This is a genomic window from Pseudonocardia bannensis, assembly GCF_012911875.1.
GTDB lineage: Bacteria > Actinomycetota > Actinomycetes > Mycobacteriales > Pseudonocardiaceae > Pseudonocardia > Pseudonocardia bannensis.
The window spans coordinates 17073-32198 of the sequence record NZ_JAAXKZ010000063.1; the positions used below are offsets into that span (position 1 = coordinate 17073).

Below are 15126 nucleotides of genomic sequence, written 5' to 3' on the forward strand. Positions count from 1 at the left end.
GAACTGCTCCGCTGGCTCGCGCAGGAGTAGTGGCAGTAGTGCCGACAGCGCCCGTTTCCCCTGACACATGCCCGAGGGCGCGCGGCGCCGGATCATCCGTGACCGGCAGCCCGGGGCGTAGGGTCGCGGTGTGCGGGTGGCGTTTGGCGGCGAGCTGGAGCAGCTCGGGGTCGATCTCGCCGCGATGTGCAGGTTGGCCGGGGACGCGATGGAGCAGGCGACCCGGGCGTTGGTGGGCGCCGATCTCGCCCTTGCCGAGCGGGTCATAGCCGGTGACAGCGAGCTCGACGTGCTGCGCGCGCGATGTGAGGATCGGGCCTTCTCCCTGCTGGCCTCGCAGACCTCGGTGGCCCGTGACCTGCGGCTGCTCGTCAGCGGGATCCAGGCTGCCGAGAAGATCGAACGCATGGGCGATCTCGCCCGCCACGTCGCCGAGATCGTGCGACGCCGCCACCCGCAGCCGGCGGTCCCGCCGGAGCTGTGCGGCACGTTCGCGGAGATGGGACGTCTCGCCGTCCATGCCGCCCGCGCGATCGAGCACACGATCGCCAACCCCCTCCAGAGCCAGCTGGTGGAGCGCGAACGAGCCGACGACCGGACCGACGAACTGCACCGTGGCCTGCTGACCGCGGTCAGCCGGAAGGACTCTCCCTACCCGGTGCAGACCGGTGTCGACGTGGCCTTGCTGTCCCGGTTCTTCGAGCGCTTCGCCGACCAGGCCGTCGCCGTGACCCGGCGCCTGGACTTCGTCGTCACCGGCACCACTCCGAGATGACGTGACCCGGTGGCGCCACGGGAGCAGGCGCCCGCAGGATCCTCGTCGCGGTCTCCCGCCGGGGACGTGAATGGAATAACATGGGGTCGCCGGGTCGTGGTGTCGTGGGCACCTGTCGCGGACCTGCCCCCATGGCACGGATCTGCGGGGTGGATGTCGGAGGAACGGTAGATCGCTGGCGAGGTACAGCGGTATGACCATGCGGAGCGTAGCGGGGTCGGGCCGAGGAAGGTCCTGCACGGACAAGGCCTCACGGCGATGACCGGGCAGCGCGACCTCCAGAGCGACGTCAGGGAAGATCTCCCGCCCCTGTGGGCGCGGGGCCGCCTCGATGCGGTGGCGCTGAAGGATCTCCGGTGGTTGACCTACACGGTCGCCCGGGAATGGGTGCCCGAGCTTGCGGCCCATGAGTTCAGCCGCGCCGCCGGCGAGATCGCCGAGGAGGCGATCGATCGTGGGGGCGGGAACTGGGACCTTTGGCAGGACCCTGGCCGGCTCGTCTGCCACGTCAGCCTCGGCGACGCGCATCCGGCCGCCGGCCCGGGCCATCCGCCTGACGCGAGCAGTGAACCGGCAGCCGGCACGACTGCGTGGAGGGCATACGGCGCCGCCCACCGCGTCGGGGTGTCACATGCCCGCGACATGATGGCTGTCCGAGTACTCATCGACGACCCGTAGGCGACCGGGCGGGCCGGTGAAGGGGCTGATCGAGGCTGACCATGGGCTGGACCGGAGCCGTCGAGGCCGGCGATCACGCCTGCGCGCTCACCGACTCGGTCCATGAGCGCGATGCGGTACTCCTGCCGTTTCTCGACGAGGGCTTGAGCCGCGGCGACAAGTGCGTGGTCGCCCTGACCGATCCCGACCCCGTGGTCGTGATCGGGCGTCTCGGGAACGCGACCACGCTCGGCGGCTGGCTGGCCGCACAGCAGCTGGAGGTGCACGGATCCGCCGACATGCTCATCTCGTCCCAGGCGTTCTCGGTCGAGAACGTGCTCGGGTTGTGGGAGCGTGTCGTCTCCTCCGCTCTCGCTGTGGGCGGATTTCCCTTCGTCCGGCTCGCCATCGAGGTCGGCGGGTGGATGCCTCGGCTCCCGGACGTCGCCGAGCTGATCCGCTACGAGGCCGCGCTCAACGCGTTCTCGGCTCGCCAGCCCGTCTCGATCCTGTGCCTGTACGAGATCGGCACCGACGACGGCAGCCTGATCATCGACCTCATCCGGACGCACCCGCGACTGCTCCTCCCCGGTACCTCGATGGAGAACCCGTACTACCTGGGCCCTGAGCATTTTCGCGCTCGATCTCCCTTCGGCACCTGATCCGGTCCCGAACCGGGATGAGCCGGCGCGCCGGTCGGAGTCCGAGGACGGTGGCCCGGCCGGCGCCGACGACGCTACGATCGCGGCCCTCCCCGTAGGGCTTGCGGAGGTCCTTCACAAGGATCTTGAGCAGCCCCGCGGCGATGCCTCTGAGCTGCCTCGGCGGTGTCTCTCACCGCGGCGGTCTGCCGGGGTTGTGCGCGGTCGGTAATCCGAGGACCGTTGTCGGGGCCGGAGGCTCGTCGGACATCTCAGCAGCAGGGCCGGTCCGTCTCCGGTGCAGCCAACGGCGCCCGGGCACCTCCGGAATGAGGGGTCCTTCGCGGAGCGCCGTGGGTGCCGGTCGCCGCGGGCGTCGGCGACGACGGAGCGTCGGGCCGCTGGGGCGCCGACGAGACATGTCATGGCTTGTTCCTGGGTGGGAGCCGATGAAACCGGGCGGTGATCACGTCTGCGCACTGCACACCTCGACCCGGTGGCGCGACGAGGTACTGCTGTCGTTCCTGCGCGATGGCCTGGTCGAGGGGCACAAGTGTCTGGTCGCGCTGAGCGATCCGGACCCCAGCGGCCTGGTCGGAGGTCTGGGGAGCCGGGCCGAGGTGGAGCGATGGCTGGCCTCTCGCCAGTTGGAGGTGCGTGGAGCGGCTGACATGATCGGCTCACCCGACGAGCTGTCGATCGAGAACATGATCGATTTCTGGCGGGCTGTGCTGTCGTCCGCCCTCGGGGCGGAGGGATACGCGTTCGCCCGCCTCGCTGCGGAGGCCAACTGGTGGATGCCGCAGTTGTCGGGCATCGCCCAGCTCCTGCGGTATGAGATGAGGCTCAACGGGTTCTCCCGCCGCTACCCGGCAGCGATCTTGTGCCTGTACGACGTCAGCACCCTTGACGGTGCCCTGGTCATGGATCTTGTGCGGACGCACCCGAAGGTGCTGCTCGACGGTGTGCCGTTCAACAACCCTTACTACATCCCACCCGAGGAGTTCCTCGACCGGTGACGGCGTCGGGGGCGACACCCGCCTCCGAAGGCCGGTCGGTGAGCCGTTCCTCGCCCTGCTTCCGGGTACTGGCCGGGGAGCACGGCGTCCCTCCGGGCCTCGCTCAGATCGTCGAGCGGTCCGGGAAGCAGTCGGCTGTTTCGTTGAGCCCGATCATGTCGAACACCGTTGCGCTGCTCCGTCCGGTGACGACCTTGAGCGTCTGGAAGTCGCTCAGCCTCTGGAGGACGTCGATGATGATCGCTATGGCGATCGAGCCGATGAAGGTGACCTCGCCGAGATCGACCACGATCGTGGGAGCGGTACCAACGGTTCGTTCGAGGCCGGCCCGGAAGGTCGTCTCGGTGGCCAGGTCGATGTCGCCTCGGACGGTGCAGACGATCGTGCTCGTGCTCGGGTGTTCGAGGTCGATGGTGAGCGGCTCCGGGACAGGCTGATCGGGTGGGTCAGGCATGGTCGGCTTCCAGATCGATGCGGCAGCCGAGAACCGTACCCTCGTGCAGAGCGCGGAAACGCTGCTGAGGACCTGATTCGATCGCGGGCGATGTACCGGTGAAGCGTGGGCCGGCGTAGCCGGCCCGCGCCGCCGTGGGCGGCGCACTTGAGGAGTTCGGGGCCGCGCCGGATGGCCGGCTGTTCCCGGCGCGGCGGTCGGGGAGGGGCGTCCCGTCGTCGGTCTACACCCGGGTGTGGCTGGGCGCCCGTCGTACTGCGCCGAGCTCCGAGCAGACGGCGTTATCGCAGCTCAGTCCACGGAAACCCGTGATCGGGCTAGACGACCGTGCGGTCGCGGCCCTCCCAGTAGGGCTTGCGGAGGTCCTTCTTCAGGATCTTCCCCGTGGGGTTGCGGGGCAGCTCGTCGAGCACGTCGACCGACTTGGGGCACTTGAACGACGCCAGGTTCTCCCGGCAGTACGCGAGCAGTGCCGCCTCGTCGACGGTCTGCCCCGGCGCGGCGACCACGACCGCCTTGGGCACCTCGCCCCAGCGCTCGTCCGGTACCCCGATGACGGCCACGTCGGCGACGGACGGGTGCTCGGCGAGCACCCGTTCGATCTCGGCCGGGTAGATGTTCTCCCCGCCACTGATGATCATGTCCTTGATCCGGTCGGTGACGTAGATGTAGCCGTCGGCGTCCATGTGCCCGCCGTCGCCGGAGCGCAGCCAGCCGTCGAGGGTGATCGCGGCCGCCGTCGCGTCCGACTTGCCGAAGTACCCGGCCATGAGCTGCTCGGTCCGCACCCAGATCTCGCCGGGCTCGCCCGTCGGCAGGGCCTCGCCGGTGCCGGGGTCGCGGATCTCGATCTGCACGCCGTGGATCGGGGTGCCCGCCGAGATGAGCCGGTGGGCCACGGCCGGGTCGGAATGGTCCTGCGGGCCCAGCGAGCTGACCACGCCGCACGCCTCGGTCATGCCGTAGACCTGGTGCATCCTGTCCGGGAACAGCTCCAGACAGGCCCGCATCACGGGCAGCGGCATCGGTGAGGCGCCGTAGGACAGGGCGCGCAACGACGAGAAGTCCCGCTCGGCGGCTCCCGGTACCTGGGTCATCGCGGCCATCAGCGCCGGCACCAGGAACGTGTGGGTGATCCTCTCGCGCTCCAGCATGTCGAGCACCGCGGCGGGATCGGGCGTCCGCGCCATCACCATCCGGGCCCCGCCGTAGAGCGCGAGCAGCGCGTAGCTCGTGCCGCCCACGTGGAACAGCGGCATCGCGACCTGCACGACGTCGGAGGGTGACAGTTCGAAGTCCTCGGCCACGTTCGCGGAGTGGGCGAGCATGCCGCGGTGGGTCAGCATCGCGCCCTTGGGGAAGCCGGTGGTCCCCGAGGTGTAGAGCTGGACGAAGCAGTCGTCCGGCCGGGAGGGGTGCACCTGCGGGTCGGGCTCCTGCGCGGCCAGCCACGCCTCGTACTCGTCCTGCTCGCCGCCGACGTGGATCACCCGCTCCACCCCGGGCAGCTTGTCGCGGACCCCGGCGACGGCCCCGGCGAACTCCGGGCCGACGAACAGGATGCGTGCCTTCGCGTCGTTGATGACGTAGACGATCTCCGGCGGGGCCAGCCGGAAGTTGACGACGGCGTTGGCCGTACCGATCTGCGCGCAGGCGAGGGTGAGCTCGAGGCAGGACGGATGGTTGAGGTCCAGCACCGCGACGCGGTCGCCGGGGACGAGCCCGGCGGCCCGCAGCGCGCCGGCCACCCGGCGGACCCGGTCGGCCAGCTCGGCCCAGGTCCGCGTGACACCTTCGAAGCGGATCGCCTCGTCGGCGGGCCGCTCGGTCTCCCAGCGGGCGAGCAGCGCTGAGACGTCGGTCGACTGAAGAGTCATGCGAGCTCCCTGGAGTGTGGCGGGGGGCACACGGCGGTTGCGACGGATCGTAGCGGCCGGGCGTGCGTGACGGACCCGACGAAAGGGATCTCCGCGGATACCCCCGGGGCGAAATATGGGGCGAAATATGGGGCATTGACGAGGAGCGCCCCTGGTGGTCGGCTTGTGGTCGTTGCTGTTCCGCAACCAACAAACGGACTGGAGTTGAGCAATGACGCTCGATGCACAGGCGCGGGGCCTCCTGGACGCGATGGCCGCACAGGGGATGAAGGGCTTCGACGAGATGACGGTGCCCGAGGCGCGGGACGCCGGCCTGGCGTTCATCGGCCTGCAGGGCGAGCCCGAGGACGTCCATGAGGTCTACGACCGGACCGTCCCCGGCCCGGCCGGCGACATCCCTGTCCGGGTCTACCGGCCGGACGGCGACGGCCCGCATCCGGTGATCGTCTACTTCCACGGCGGCGGCTGGGTGATCGGCGACATCGAGGTCGCGGACAAGCCGTGCCGGACGCTGTCCAACGTCGCGGGTGCCGCGGTCGTCTCCGTGGGCTACCGCAAGGCCCCCGAGGACCGGTACCCGGCCGCGCCCGAGGACTGCTACGCGGCGACCAAGTGGGTGGCCGAGAACGCGGCCGAGCTGGGCATCGACGCCTCGCGGATCGCGGTGGCCGGCGACAGCGCGGGCGGCAACCTCGCCGCCGTGGTCGCGCTCATGGCGAAGGACCGCGGCGGCCCGGCCCTGGCCTACCAGCTGCTCATCTACCCGGCCACCGACGGCGCCGGCGAGTACCCGTCACGGGTCGAGAACGGTGAGGGCTACCTGCTGACCAAGGGGGCCATGGACTGGTTCTACGGGCACTACCTGGAGAGCCCGGACGTGGCCGAGGAGCCCTACGTCTCGCCGATCCGCGGCGAGCTCGCCGGGCTGCCGCCCGCGACCGTCATCACCGCCGGCTACGACCCGCTGCGTGACGAGGGCGACGCCTACGCCAAGGCACTCGCGGACGCGGGCGTGGCCGTCGAGCACATCGAGAACCCGTCCATGATCCACGGCTTCTTCTGGATGCTGGGCGCGCTGGAGCACACCCGCGGGGTCTACGACCAGGCCGGGACGCACCTGCGGGCGGCCTTCGGGACCTGACGCCACCGGTCCCGGCGCGCCGTCCGTCCCGCTCCGGCAGGATGGGTGGCGCGCCGACGACCGGGGGTACGTGCACGTGCAGGCAACCGACGAGCGCGGCGGGCGGATCACCGCGCACGCGCTGACCAAGCGGTTCGGCTCCGTCGAGGCGGTCTCCGACCTGAGTTTCACCGCCTCGCCGGGGGTGGTGACCGGGTTCCTCGGCCCGAACGGTTCGGGCAAGACGACGACCCTGCGAATGGTCCTGGGCCTGGTCGCGCCCACCGCCGGGGAGGCCAGGATCGGGGGCGCGCGCTTCTGCGACCTGGAGCAGCCTGCACGGGCGGTCGGCGCGGTCCTCGACGCCCAGGGCTTCCACCCGGGGCGGGCCGCGCGGGCACACCTGCGCGCGCACGCGGCGGCGATCGGGCTGCCGGACGGCCGGGCCGACGAGGTGCTCGAGCTCGTCGGGCTCACCGACGCGGCGCGCCGTCCGGTCGGCGGTTTCTCGCTGGGGATGAGGCAGCGGCTCAGCCTCGCGACCGCGCTGCTCGCCGACCCGCAGACGCTGGTGCTCGACGAGCCGGGAAACGGGCTCGACCCGGCCGGGGTGGCCTGGCTGCGGTCGTTCCTGCGCGGGTTCGCCGGCAGCGGGCGCACCGTGTTGTTCTCCAGCCATCTGCTGGCCGAGGTCGAGCAGACCGCCGACCACCTCGTCGTGATCAGCCACGGCCGCAGCGTGTACCAGGGCGGGCTCGACCAGCTGCGGGCATCCAGCCGCTCGCGGGTGCTGGTGCGCTGCGCGTCCCCGGCGCGGCTGGCCGAGGAACTGGCCCGCGGCGGACTGCTGGAGCTGGACACCCTGCCCGACGGCCGGCTCGCGGTGGGGGGCGCCGATCCGGTCAAGGTGGGGGACGCCGCGTTGGCCGCCGGCGTCGCCGTCTACGGGCTGGTCGAGGAACGGGCCGACCTGGAGCAGCTGTTCTTCCAGCTCACCGGCGCCGGTTCGGCCGCGGCGCAGGACCCCGGCGTGCATCCGGCGGCGCGCTGATGCCGGGGCTGCTGCGGGCGGAGGCCCGCAAGATCGCCTCGACCCGGCTGTGGTGGGCACTGCTGATCCCGGTGAGCCTGCTGACCGTGTCGATCAACCTGTTCGGCAGCTTCGTCGGCATGGGGCTCGGCGACCTGGGCGGCGACCCGTCGCCGGTGCTGCTCGCCTCGCTGGCGTACGCCCTGGGGCTGACCGGCGTCTTCGCCGCGGTACACGGCATCGTGTCGGCGGCCGGGGAGTTCCGGCACCGCACGATCACCACGACCTACCTCGCCTCGGGCGGGCGGGGGCGCGTCCTGGTCGCCAAGATGCTGGCCGCCGGCGTGGTGGGGGTGGGCTACGCGGCGACGGCCGTGTTGCTCGGCCTGGTCGCCGGGCTGATCGGGCAGGGCGACGCCTGGCCCCCGGCGCTCGGGGCGCTGGCCACCGTGGCCGGTACCGGTCTGCTGGTGTGCTGGTTGTGGTCGGTGATCGGGGTCGCCCTCGGCACGGTGCTGACCAACCAGGTAGCGGTGCTGGTCCTCGGGCTCGTCTACATCCTGGCCGGGGAGAACGTGCTGTCGGTCGCGCTGACCTCGGGCGGGGACCGCCTGGTGGAGCCGTCGGCGTTCGCCCGGCTGGCCGCGTACCTGCCGGTGAACGCGGGCGACGTCGCGCTCTACGACCTGCCCGCACGTGAGCTCGCGGGCGAGCGGTACGGCCCGCTCGTCGTGGAACAGCTGGTCGGGGTCGCAGAGCCGCCGCCGGGCTGGGTGGCGCTGCTGGTGCTCGCGGTCTGGGCCGCGGCGGCCGCCGCCACCGGCTGGGTGGTCGGCGGCCGCCGGGACGTCACCTGACGCGGATCGCGCGCCAGGTGGGATCAGGCGCCGGTGAAGACCTCCGGTCCAACCGGCCCCGCGCCGTCGATCATCCCAGGGGTGTTGCCGGGGTCTCAGGGGGCGGCGGGCGTCGAGGGTGGCGCCTAACCTGACCGGGTGGTGAACTCCAGCTCTGCCGGTGGCGTCGACGGCGCCGAGCGGCGGGGCTGGATCCGCCGCCTCGTCGGCGCCTGCATGCGGCACCGCGCCGTCACCTTGGGCGCGCTGCTGGCGTCGGTGTTCGGTGTCAGCCTCGAGGCGGTCGGCCCGCTGCTCACCAAGGTGGCGGTCGACGACGCCGTGGCCGGGTCGACCGGCGTGCTGGGTGCCGTGGTCGCGGCGATCATCGGGCTGGCGCTGATCCGGTTCGGGGCGTCGTTCCTGCGCCGCTACCTGGCCGGGCGGATGGCGCTGGACGTGCAGCACGACCTGCGCCGCCAGGTCTTCGCCGCCGTGCAGCGGCTCGACGGCGAGCGCCAGGACGCGATGCGCACGGGCCAGGTGGTCTCCCGCGCGATCACCGACCTGCAGTTGGTGCAGTCGCTGCTGTCGATGGTGCCGCTGGCCAGCGGCACCGTCGTGCTGGTGATCGCCTCGGTGGCGGCGATGCTGTGGTTGTCGCCGCTGCTCACCCTGATCGCGCTGATCATGCTTCCCGCCGCGGGGTGGTTCACCAACCGGTCCCGGGCGTCGCTGTTCCCGGCGACCTGGTCGGCGCAGCAGCGCGCGGCCGACGTCGCGCAGCAGGTCGAGGAGACCGTCACCGGGGTCCGGGTGGTCAAGGGGTTCGGGCAGGAGGCGCGCGAGGTCTCCACGCTGGAGCGGCTGGCCCGGCGGTTGTTCGCCGAGCGGATGCGGGCCGCCCGGATGACCGCGAAGCTCAACCCGACGCTGCTCGCGCTGCCCACGCTGGGGCAGGTCGGGGTGATCGGCGTCGGCGGGGTGCTCGCGCTGAACGGCTCGATCACCCTCGGCACGTTCCTCGCGTTCACCACCTACGTCGCGCAGCTCGTCGGCCCGGCCCGGCTGGTGGGCTCGCTGATCGTCAGCGCGCAGCTGGCCCGGGCCGGCGTCGAGCGCGTCTACGACCTGGTCGACTCGCAGTCCGACGTGACCGACCCGGAGCACCCCGAGTCGTTGCCGGAGGGCCCGCTGTCGGTCGAGCTCGACGGCGTCCGTTTCGGCTACACCAGCCGCGAGCCGGTGCTCGACGGCCTGTCGCTGCGCGTCGAGCCCGGCGAGACCATGGCCCTGATCGGCACCGCCGGATCGGGGAAGTCGACGGTCGCGCTGCTGCTCCCGCGGTTCTACGACCCGCAGTCCGGGGTGCTGCGTCTCGGCGGCGTCGAGTTGCCCCGGCTGCGCCTGGCCGACCTGCGTGCCGAGCTCGGGGTGGTGTTCGAGGAGGCGTTCCTGTTCTCCGACACCATCCGGGCCAACATCGCCTACGGCCGCCCGGACGCGACCGACGCCGAGGTGCACGCGGCCGCGCAGGCCGCCCAGATCGCCGCGTTCGTGGAGTCGCTGCCCGACGGTTACGACACCGAGGTCGGTGAGCGCGGGCTGACCCTGTCCGGTGGGCAACGGCAGCGGATCGCGCTGGCCCGGGCGATGCTCACCGACCCGCGGGTGCTGGTGCTCGACGATGCGACATCGGCGGTGGACACGGCCACCGAGGCCGCGATCCACGGCACGCTGCGCTCCCTGATGGCCGGGCGGACCACGCTGCTCGTCGCGCACCGGCGCTCGACGCTGGCGCTGGCCGACCGGGTCGCCGTGCTCGACGGCGGCCGGGTCGTCGACGTCGGCACCCAGGCCGAGCTGGCGGCCCGCTGCCCGCTGTTCCGCGAGTTGCTCGCCGCGGCGCCGGTCGACGCGGCCGCCGTGACCGACGGGCGCGGGGACATGGCGGGCGGGGCGATCGACGCGCCGGCCCACCAGGTCGCGAACCCGCCGCCGGTCGAGGTCGACCCCGGCGGCGCCCCCCGCCACACGACGAACGGCCGGGCCCCCGAGCCGGGCGTCACTCCGCAGCTCTGGCCCGACCCGGACACCGTCGCCGCGGCCGCCCCCGCGGACCGGGCGCTGCGGGCCGCCGCCGCGTCGGCGGGCGCCATGGGCGGGGGCGGTCCCGGTCGCGGCGGCGGAGGCGGCGCCTCGGCGATGGTCGGCGGCATCCCGGCCACCAGCGAGCTGCTCGCCGCCGTCGACGCCCTGCCCCCGGCCACCGAGCGGCCCCGGCTCGGCGGGCTCGACCCCACGGCGCCGGACCCGGGATTCCGGTTGCGCCGGCTGCTGCGTCCGGTGCGCGGGCTGCTGGTGCTCACCATCGCGCTGGTCACGGCGGACGCACTCACCACGCTGGCCTTCCCGACCGTGGCGCGCTATGCGGTGGACGACGGGATCGTGGCCGGTTCCGGCTCGGTGATGCTCACCGCGACGCTGCTCGGGCTCGGCCTGGTCGCGGCCGGCTGGCTGGTGGTCGCGGCGCAGACGGTCGTGACGTCCCGGGCCGGGGAGAGCCTGCTGTACCTGCTGCGCATCCGCAGCTACGCGCACCTGCAGCGGCTCGGGCTCGACTACTACGAGCGCGAGCTGTCCGGCCGCATCATGACGCGGATGACGACGGACGTCGACGCGTTGTCGAGCTTCCTCCAGACCGGGCTCGCCCAGGCGGTGGTCAGCCTGCTGACCGTGTTCGGCGTGGCCGTCGCGTTGCTGATCACCGATGCGCAGCTGGCACTGGTCGCGCTGGCGGTGCTGCCGATCCTGCTCGTGGCGACGGTGATCTTCCGCAGGCTGTCCTCAGCGGCCTACGCGGAGGCGCGCGAGCGGGTCAGCGCCGTCAACGCCGACCTGCAGGAGAACGTCTCGGGGGTCCGGGTCGCGCAGTCGTTCGTCCGGGAGCAGCGCAGCGCCGACCGGTTCGGCCAGCGCAGCGCCGAGTACCGGAACTCCCGGCTGCGAGCCCAGCGCTACATCGCCACCTACTTCCCGTTCGTCGCGCTGCTGTCCGACGTGGCCCAGGCCGCGGTACTCGGGGTCGGGGCCGCGCGCGTCGCCCAGGGCGACCTGACGCCCGGCGTGCTCACCGCGTTCCTGCTCTACCTGGGCCTGTTCTTCGCTCCGGTGCAACAGCTGTCCCAGGTCTTCGACGGCTACCAGCAGGCCCGGATCGGCCTGACCCGGATCTCCGATCTGCTCCGCACCCCGACGTCGGTGCCGGCCGTCCCGGACCGCGACGCGGTCGCGGTTCCCGAACGGCTCCGGGGCGAGGTCGAGCTGCGCGACGTCACGTTCCGCTACGCCGGTGCCGACGCGCCCGCGCTGGACGGGGTGTCGCTGCGGGTCGCACCGGGGGAGACCGTGGCGCTGGTCGGGCCGACCGGTGCCGGGAAGTCGACGCTGGTCAAGCTGCTGGCCCGGTTCTACGACGTCGACGACGGGGCGGTCCTGGTCGACGGGATGGATCTGCGCCGGTTTCCGCTGGCCGACTACCGGCAGCGGCTCGGTGTGGTCCCGCAGGAGCCGCACCTGTTCACCGGCGACGTCGCCGCGAACATCGCCTACGGCCGCCCGGACGCGACGCCGGCGGAGGTCGAACGGGCCGCGCGGGCGGTAGGCGCGCTGGACCTGGTGCGCGGCCTGCCGGGCGGGTTCCGGCACCCGGTCGGCGAGCGCGGCCAGGGGCTCTCGGCCGGCCAGCGTCAGCTGGTCGCGCTGGCCCGCGCCGAGCTCGTCCGCCCCGACCTGCTGATCTTCGACGAGGCCACCGCCGCGCTCGACCCCGCCACCGAGGCGGCCGTGCTGGCGGCGGGGGACCGGCTGACCGGCCGGGGGCCCGGCGGCGGGGCGGAGCGCCCGGGCAGGCGCACGGCTTTCGTCGTGGCGCACCGGCTGGCCACGGCGGCGCGGGCCGACCGCGTGGTGGTGCTCGAGGCGGGACGGATCGTCGAGCAGGGGCCGCACGCGGAACTGTTGGCGGCGGACGGGCGGTACGCGGCGCTGTGGCGGGCCGGGGAGCTCGAACCGGCCGCCGGCACCGACGGTGATGGTTCCTGCACCCGCGCTCGGTCTGCCTGACCTCGGTCTTTGGGCTGATCTTGCCCGATTTCGGGCAGAGATTTTGTCTTTGGAGGCGTCCGTCGGGCAAAGTCATCCCGTGCCCCCCGGCTCCCACGACGAACTGATCGCTCATCTGGTCCGCAGCACCCCGCTCAGTGCGGGTGAGGCGGCCCGCGTGGTGGCCGAGGTACTCGGGTATTTCGCCGAGCCGGTCGAGCAGTTCGTGCGGCGCCGGCACGGCGAGCTACAGGGCCGCGGTCTGACCAACGACCGGATCTTCGAGCGGCTGGGTGCGGAGCTGGCGACGCGACGGGTCGCGCCGCCGGTGCTGTCCGCCCGCCAGCTCCGGCGCATCGTCTACGGGTGATCCGGGCGGTGCCGAACGAATCGACACGGAGGAATCGAGCATGTGCGGGATCGTCGGATACGTCGGGGCGCAGGACGCCGCTCCGATCCTGCTGGAAGGTCTCGGCCGGCTGGAGTACCGCGGGTACGACTCGGCCGGGCTGGCCGTCGCCGGGCGCGGTGGGCTGAAGATCCGCAAGGTCAGTGGCCGGGTCGCCGATCTGGCCGCCGACCTGCCGGCCCGGTTCAAGGGCGCGCCCGGCATCGGGCACACCCGGTGGGCCACCCACGGTGAGCCCAGCGTCGAGAACGCGCACCCGCACACCGACACCTCCGGCCGGATCGCCGTCGTTCACAACGGGATCATCGAGAACGCCGATGAGCTGCGGGCCAAACTGGGTGCCGACGGTGTCGAGTTCACCTCGCAGACCGACACCGAGACCGTCGCGCACCTGATCGCCGCGGCCTTCGCGGCCGGCGCGCAGGACCTCGAGCAGGCGGTGCGGCAGGCACTGCGCCAGGTCGTGGGTGCCTACGGGCTCGCGGTGCTCGACGCCGAGAACCCCGACCGGATCGTCGTCGCCCGCAACGGCAGCCCCGTGTTGCTGGGCGTCGGCGAGAAGGAGATGTTCGTGGCCTCCGACGTCGCCGCGCTGGTCGGGTACACCCGGCAGGTCGTCTACCTCGACGACGGCGAGCTCGCGACGCTGACCGCAGGCGGCTACCGGACCTTCACCATCGACGACCGCTCGACCGCCAAGAGCCCGTCCACGATCGACTGGGACGTCGTCGGGGCGGAGATCGGCGACCACGCCCACTACCTGGTGAAGGAGATCGAGGAGCAGCCGCGCACCGTCGAGCGGACCCTGCGCGGGCGACTCGACGAGCGGTTCCAGACCGCGCACCTGGGCGGGCTCAACCTGTCGATCCGGGAGGCCCGGGAGTTCCGCCGGGTCAAGATCCTCGGCTGTGGGTCGGCCGCGTACGCCGGCGAGCTCGGGGCCCAGCTCATCGAGGACCTGGCCCGGATGCCCGCGACCGCGGAGTCGGCGTCGGAGTTCCGCTACCGCAACCCGGTCGTGGAGCCCGACACCCTGTACGTGGCGGTCAGCCAGTCCGGCGAGACCGTCGACACCCTCGCGGCGGTGCAGGAACTGCAGCGCAAGGGCGGCCGGGTGATCGGCGTGGTCAACGTCGTCGGCTCGACCATCGCGCGGCAGTGCGACGGCGGCATCTACATCCACGCGGGCCCCGAGATGTCCGTGGCGGCGACCAAGTCGTTCACCTCGACGGTCGTGGCGTTCGCGCTGCTCGCGCTGCACCTGGGTCGTATCCGCGACCTGTCCCCGACCGAGGGCCGCCGCATCATCGCGGGCCTCGCCGCGCTGCCGGGTCAGATCGCGGAGATCGTCGAGCAGGAGAAGCGCACCGGGTGGATCGCCGAGACCGCCGCCGAGCTGGCGCAGCGGCACAGCGTGCTCTTCATCGGGCGCCGGCGCGGTTGCCCGGTGGCGCGCGAGGGCGCACAGAAGTTCAAGGAGGTCTCGTACGTGCACGCCGAGGCCTACGCCTCGGCCGAGCTCAAGCACGGCCCGCTCGCGCTGGTCAACCCCGAGCTGCCGACCGTCGCCGTCGTGCCCGACGACGACCTGCTGGACAAGAACACGTCCACGCTGGCCGAGATCCGGGCCCGGCGCGGCCCGGTGGTCGCGGTGGCCCACCGCGAGCTGCCCACCGACCTGGCCGACCGGACGATCGTGATCCCGCGCAACGAGCCGGAGCTCGACTCGATCCTGCTGTCGGTGCCGCTTCAGCTGCTCGCCTACCACGCCGCGGTGGCACTGGAGCGCGACGTCGACCGCCCGCGCAACCTCGCCAAGAGCGTCACGGTGGAGTAAGGCGTCCGGGATCCCGATGTGGCCGGGCCGGACTCCGATCGTCGGGGATCCGGCCCGGCTGCCCGGGCTCCGCCGAACCCCGTTCCGCACACCTCTGCGGTGGGCAGCGCCGGGCCACCTGGCGTCGCCCTGCTGGGGCGTGATCACTGTTTCGGCAGTGCCTGCGGCGCTGAGCCTCGGTCGTGCTGCCGGACCAGTGATCGTGTCGCGTCTGGGACCGCCCCGCCGGGCGGCCGTTCGGCTCTGACCGGTGATGCCGGGCCCCGCCCGACCATGACTATGTCCGGGACATGAGCGACAAGGCGCCGGTCATGTCCCGAACCGTCGGTCGTGGTCCGGGTCGGGTCGGGGTCTGGGTGTCAGGGGT

General features: G+C 72.5%; 12 protein-coding genes. 10 read left to right on the plus strand and 2 right to left on the minus strand.

The window, feature by feature from the left end:
- Window positions 1–130: 130 nt before the first annotated feature.
- The 4 genes from phoU to HF519_RS17250 all read left to right on the plus strand — a co-directional run bounded on the left by phoU (window position 131) and on the right by HF519_RS17250 (window position 3092).
- Complete coding sequence (gene phoU, locus HF519_RS17235) at window positions 131–775, plus strand: phosphate signaling complex protein PhoU (protein ID WP_169413984.1); 645 nt, start codon at window positions 131–133, stop codon at window positions 773–775.
- A gap of 258 nt (window positions 776–1033) precedes the next feature.
- A complete protein-coding gene (locus HF519_RS17240) occupies window positions 1034–1453 on the plus strand; it encodes a hypothetical protein (protein WP_169413985.1) in 420 nt (139 codons plus the stop codon).
- A gap of 41 nt (window positions 1454–1494) precedes the next feature.
- The gene (locus tag HF519_RS17245) at window positions 1495–2094 is read left to right on the plus strand and encodes an MEDS domain-containing protein (RefSeq protein ID WP_169413986.1); all 600 of its coding nucleotides are present in this window, start codon (window positions 1495–1497) and stop codon (window positions 2092–2094) included.
- A gap of 428 nt (window positions 2095–2522) precedes the next feature.
- Window positions 2523–3092, plus strand: coding sequence for an MEDS domain-containing protein (locus HF519_RS17250; protein WP_169413987.1), 570 nt, complete (start codon window positions 2523–2525; stop codon window positions 3090–3092).
- Between the two features lie 103 nt (window positions 3093–3195).
- On the opposite strand, the gene HF519_RS17255 is transcribed toward HF519_RS17250, so the two are convergent.
- Together HF519_RS17255 and HF519_RS17260 are read right to left on the minus strand one after the other, a co-directional pair.
- Window positions 3196–3693: an STAS domain-containing protein gene (locus tag HF519_RS17255; protein ID WP_169413988.1), complete on the minus strand. Its 498-nt coding sequence runs from the start codon at window positions 3691–3693 to the stop codon at window positions 3196–3198.
- Between the two features lie 170 nt (window positions 3694–3863).
- Complete coding sequence (locus HF519_RS17260; protein ID WP_169413989.1) at window positions 3864–5423, minus strand: long-chain-fatty-acid--CoA ligase; 1560 nt, start codon at window positions 5421–5423, stop codon at window positions 3864–3866.
- Between the two features lie 211 nt (window positions 5424–5634).
- Here HF519_RS17260 and lipP1 point away from each other — a divergent pair, with 211 nt between their 5' ends.
- The 6 genes from lipP1 (at window position 5635) to glmS (ending at window position 14759) form a co-directional block, all read left to right on the plus strand.
- On the plus strand, window positions 5635–6564 hold the full coding sequence (gene lipP1 / locus HF519_RS17265) for a LipP1 family hormone-sensitive lipase (protein WP_169413990.1): 930 nt from the start codon (window positions 5635–5637) through the stop codon (window positions 6562–6564).
- Between the two features lie 76 nt (window positions 6565–6640).
- On the plus strand, window positions 6641–7594 hold the full coding sequence (locus HF519_RS17270) for an ATP-binding cassette domain-containing protein (protein WP_169413991.1): 954 nt from the start codon (window positions 6641–6643) through the stop codon (window positions 7592–7594).
- Window positions 7594–8430, plus strand: coding sequence for an ABC transporter permease (locus tag HF519_RS17275; RefSeq protein WP_169413992.1), 837 nt, complete (start codon window positions 7594–7596; stop codon window positions 8428–8430). The genes HF519_RS17270 and HF519_RS17275 overlap by 1 nt, the downstream gene beginning before the upstream one ends.
- A gap of 216 nt (window positions 8431–8646) precedes the next feature.
- Entirely contained in the window at window positions 8647–12534 is a 3888-nt protein-coding gene (locus HF519_RS17280) for an ABC transporter ATP-binding protein (RefSeq protein ID WP_169413996.1), read from the plus strand.
- A 79-nt stretch (window positions 12535–12613) separates the two neighbouring features.
- A complete protein-coding gene (locus tag HF519_RS17285) occupies window positions 12614–12883 on the plus strand; it encodes a hypothetical protein (protein WP_169413993.1) in 270 nt (89 codons plus the stop codon).
- A gap of 40 nt (window positions 12884–12923) precedes the next feature.
- Window positions 12924–14759: a glutamine--fructose-6-phosphate transaminase (isomerizing) gene (glmS, locus tag HF519_RS17290; RefSeq protein WP_169413994.1), complete on the plus strand. Its 1836-nt coding sequence runs from the start codon at window positions 12924–12926 to the stop codon at window positions 14757–14759.
- Window positions 14760–15126 lie beyond the last annotated feature (367 nt).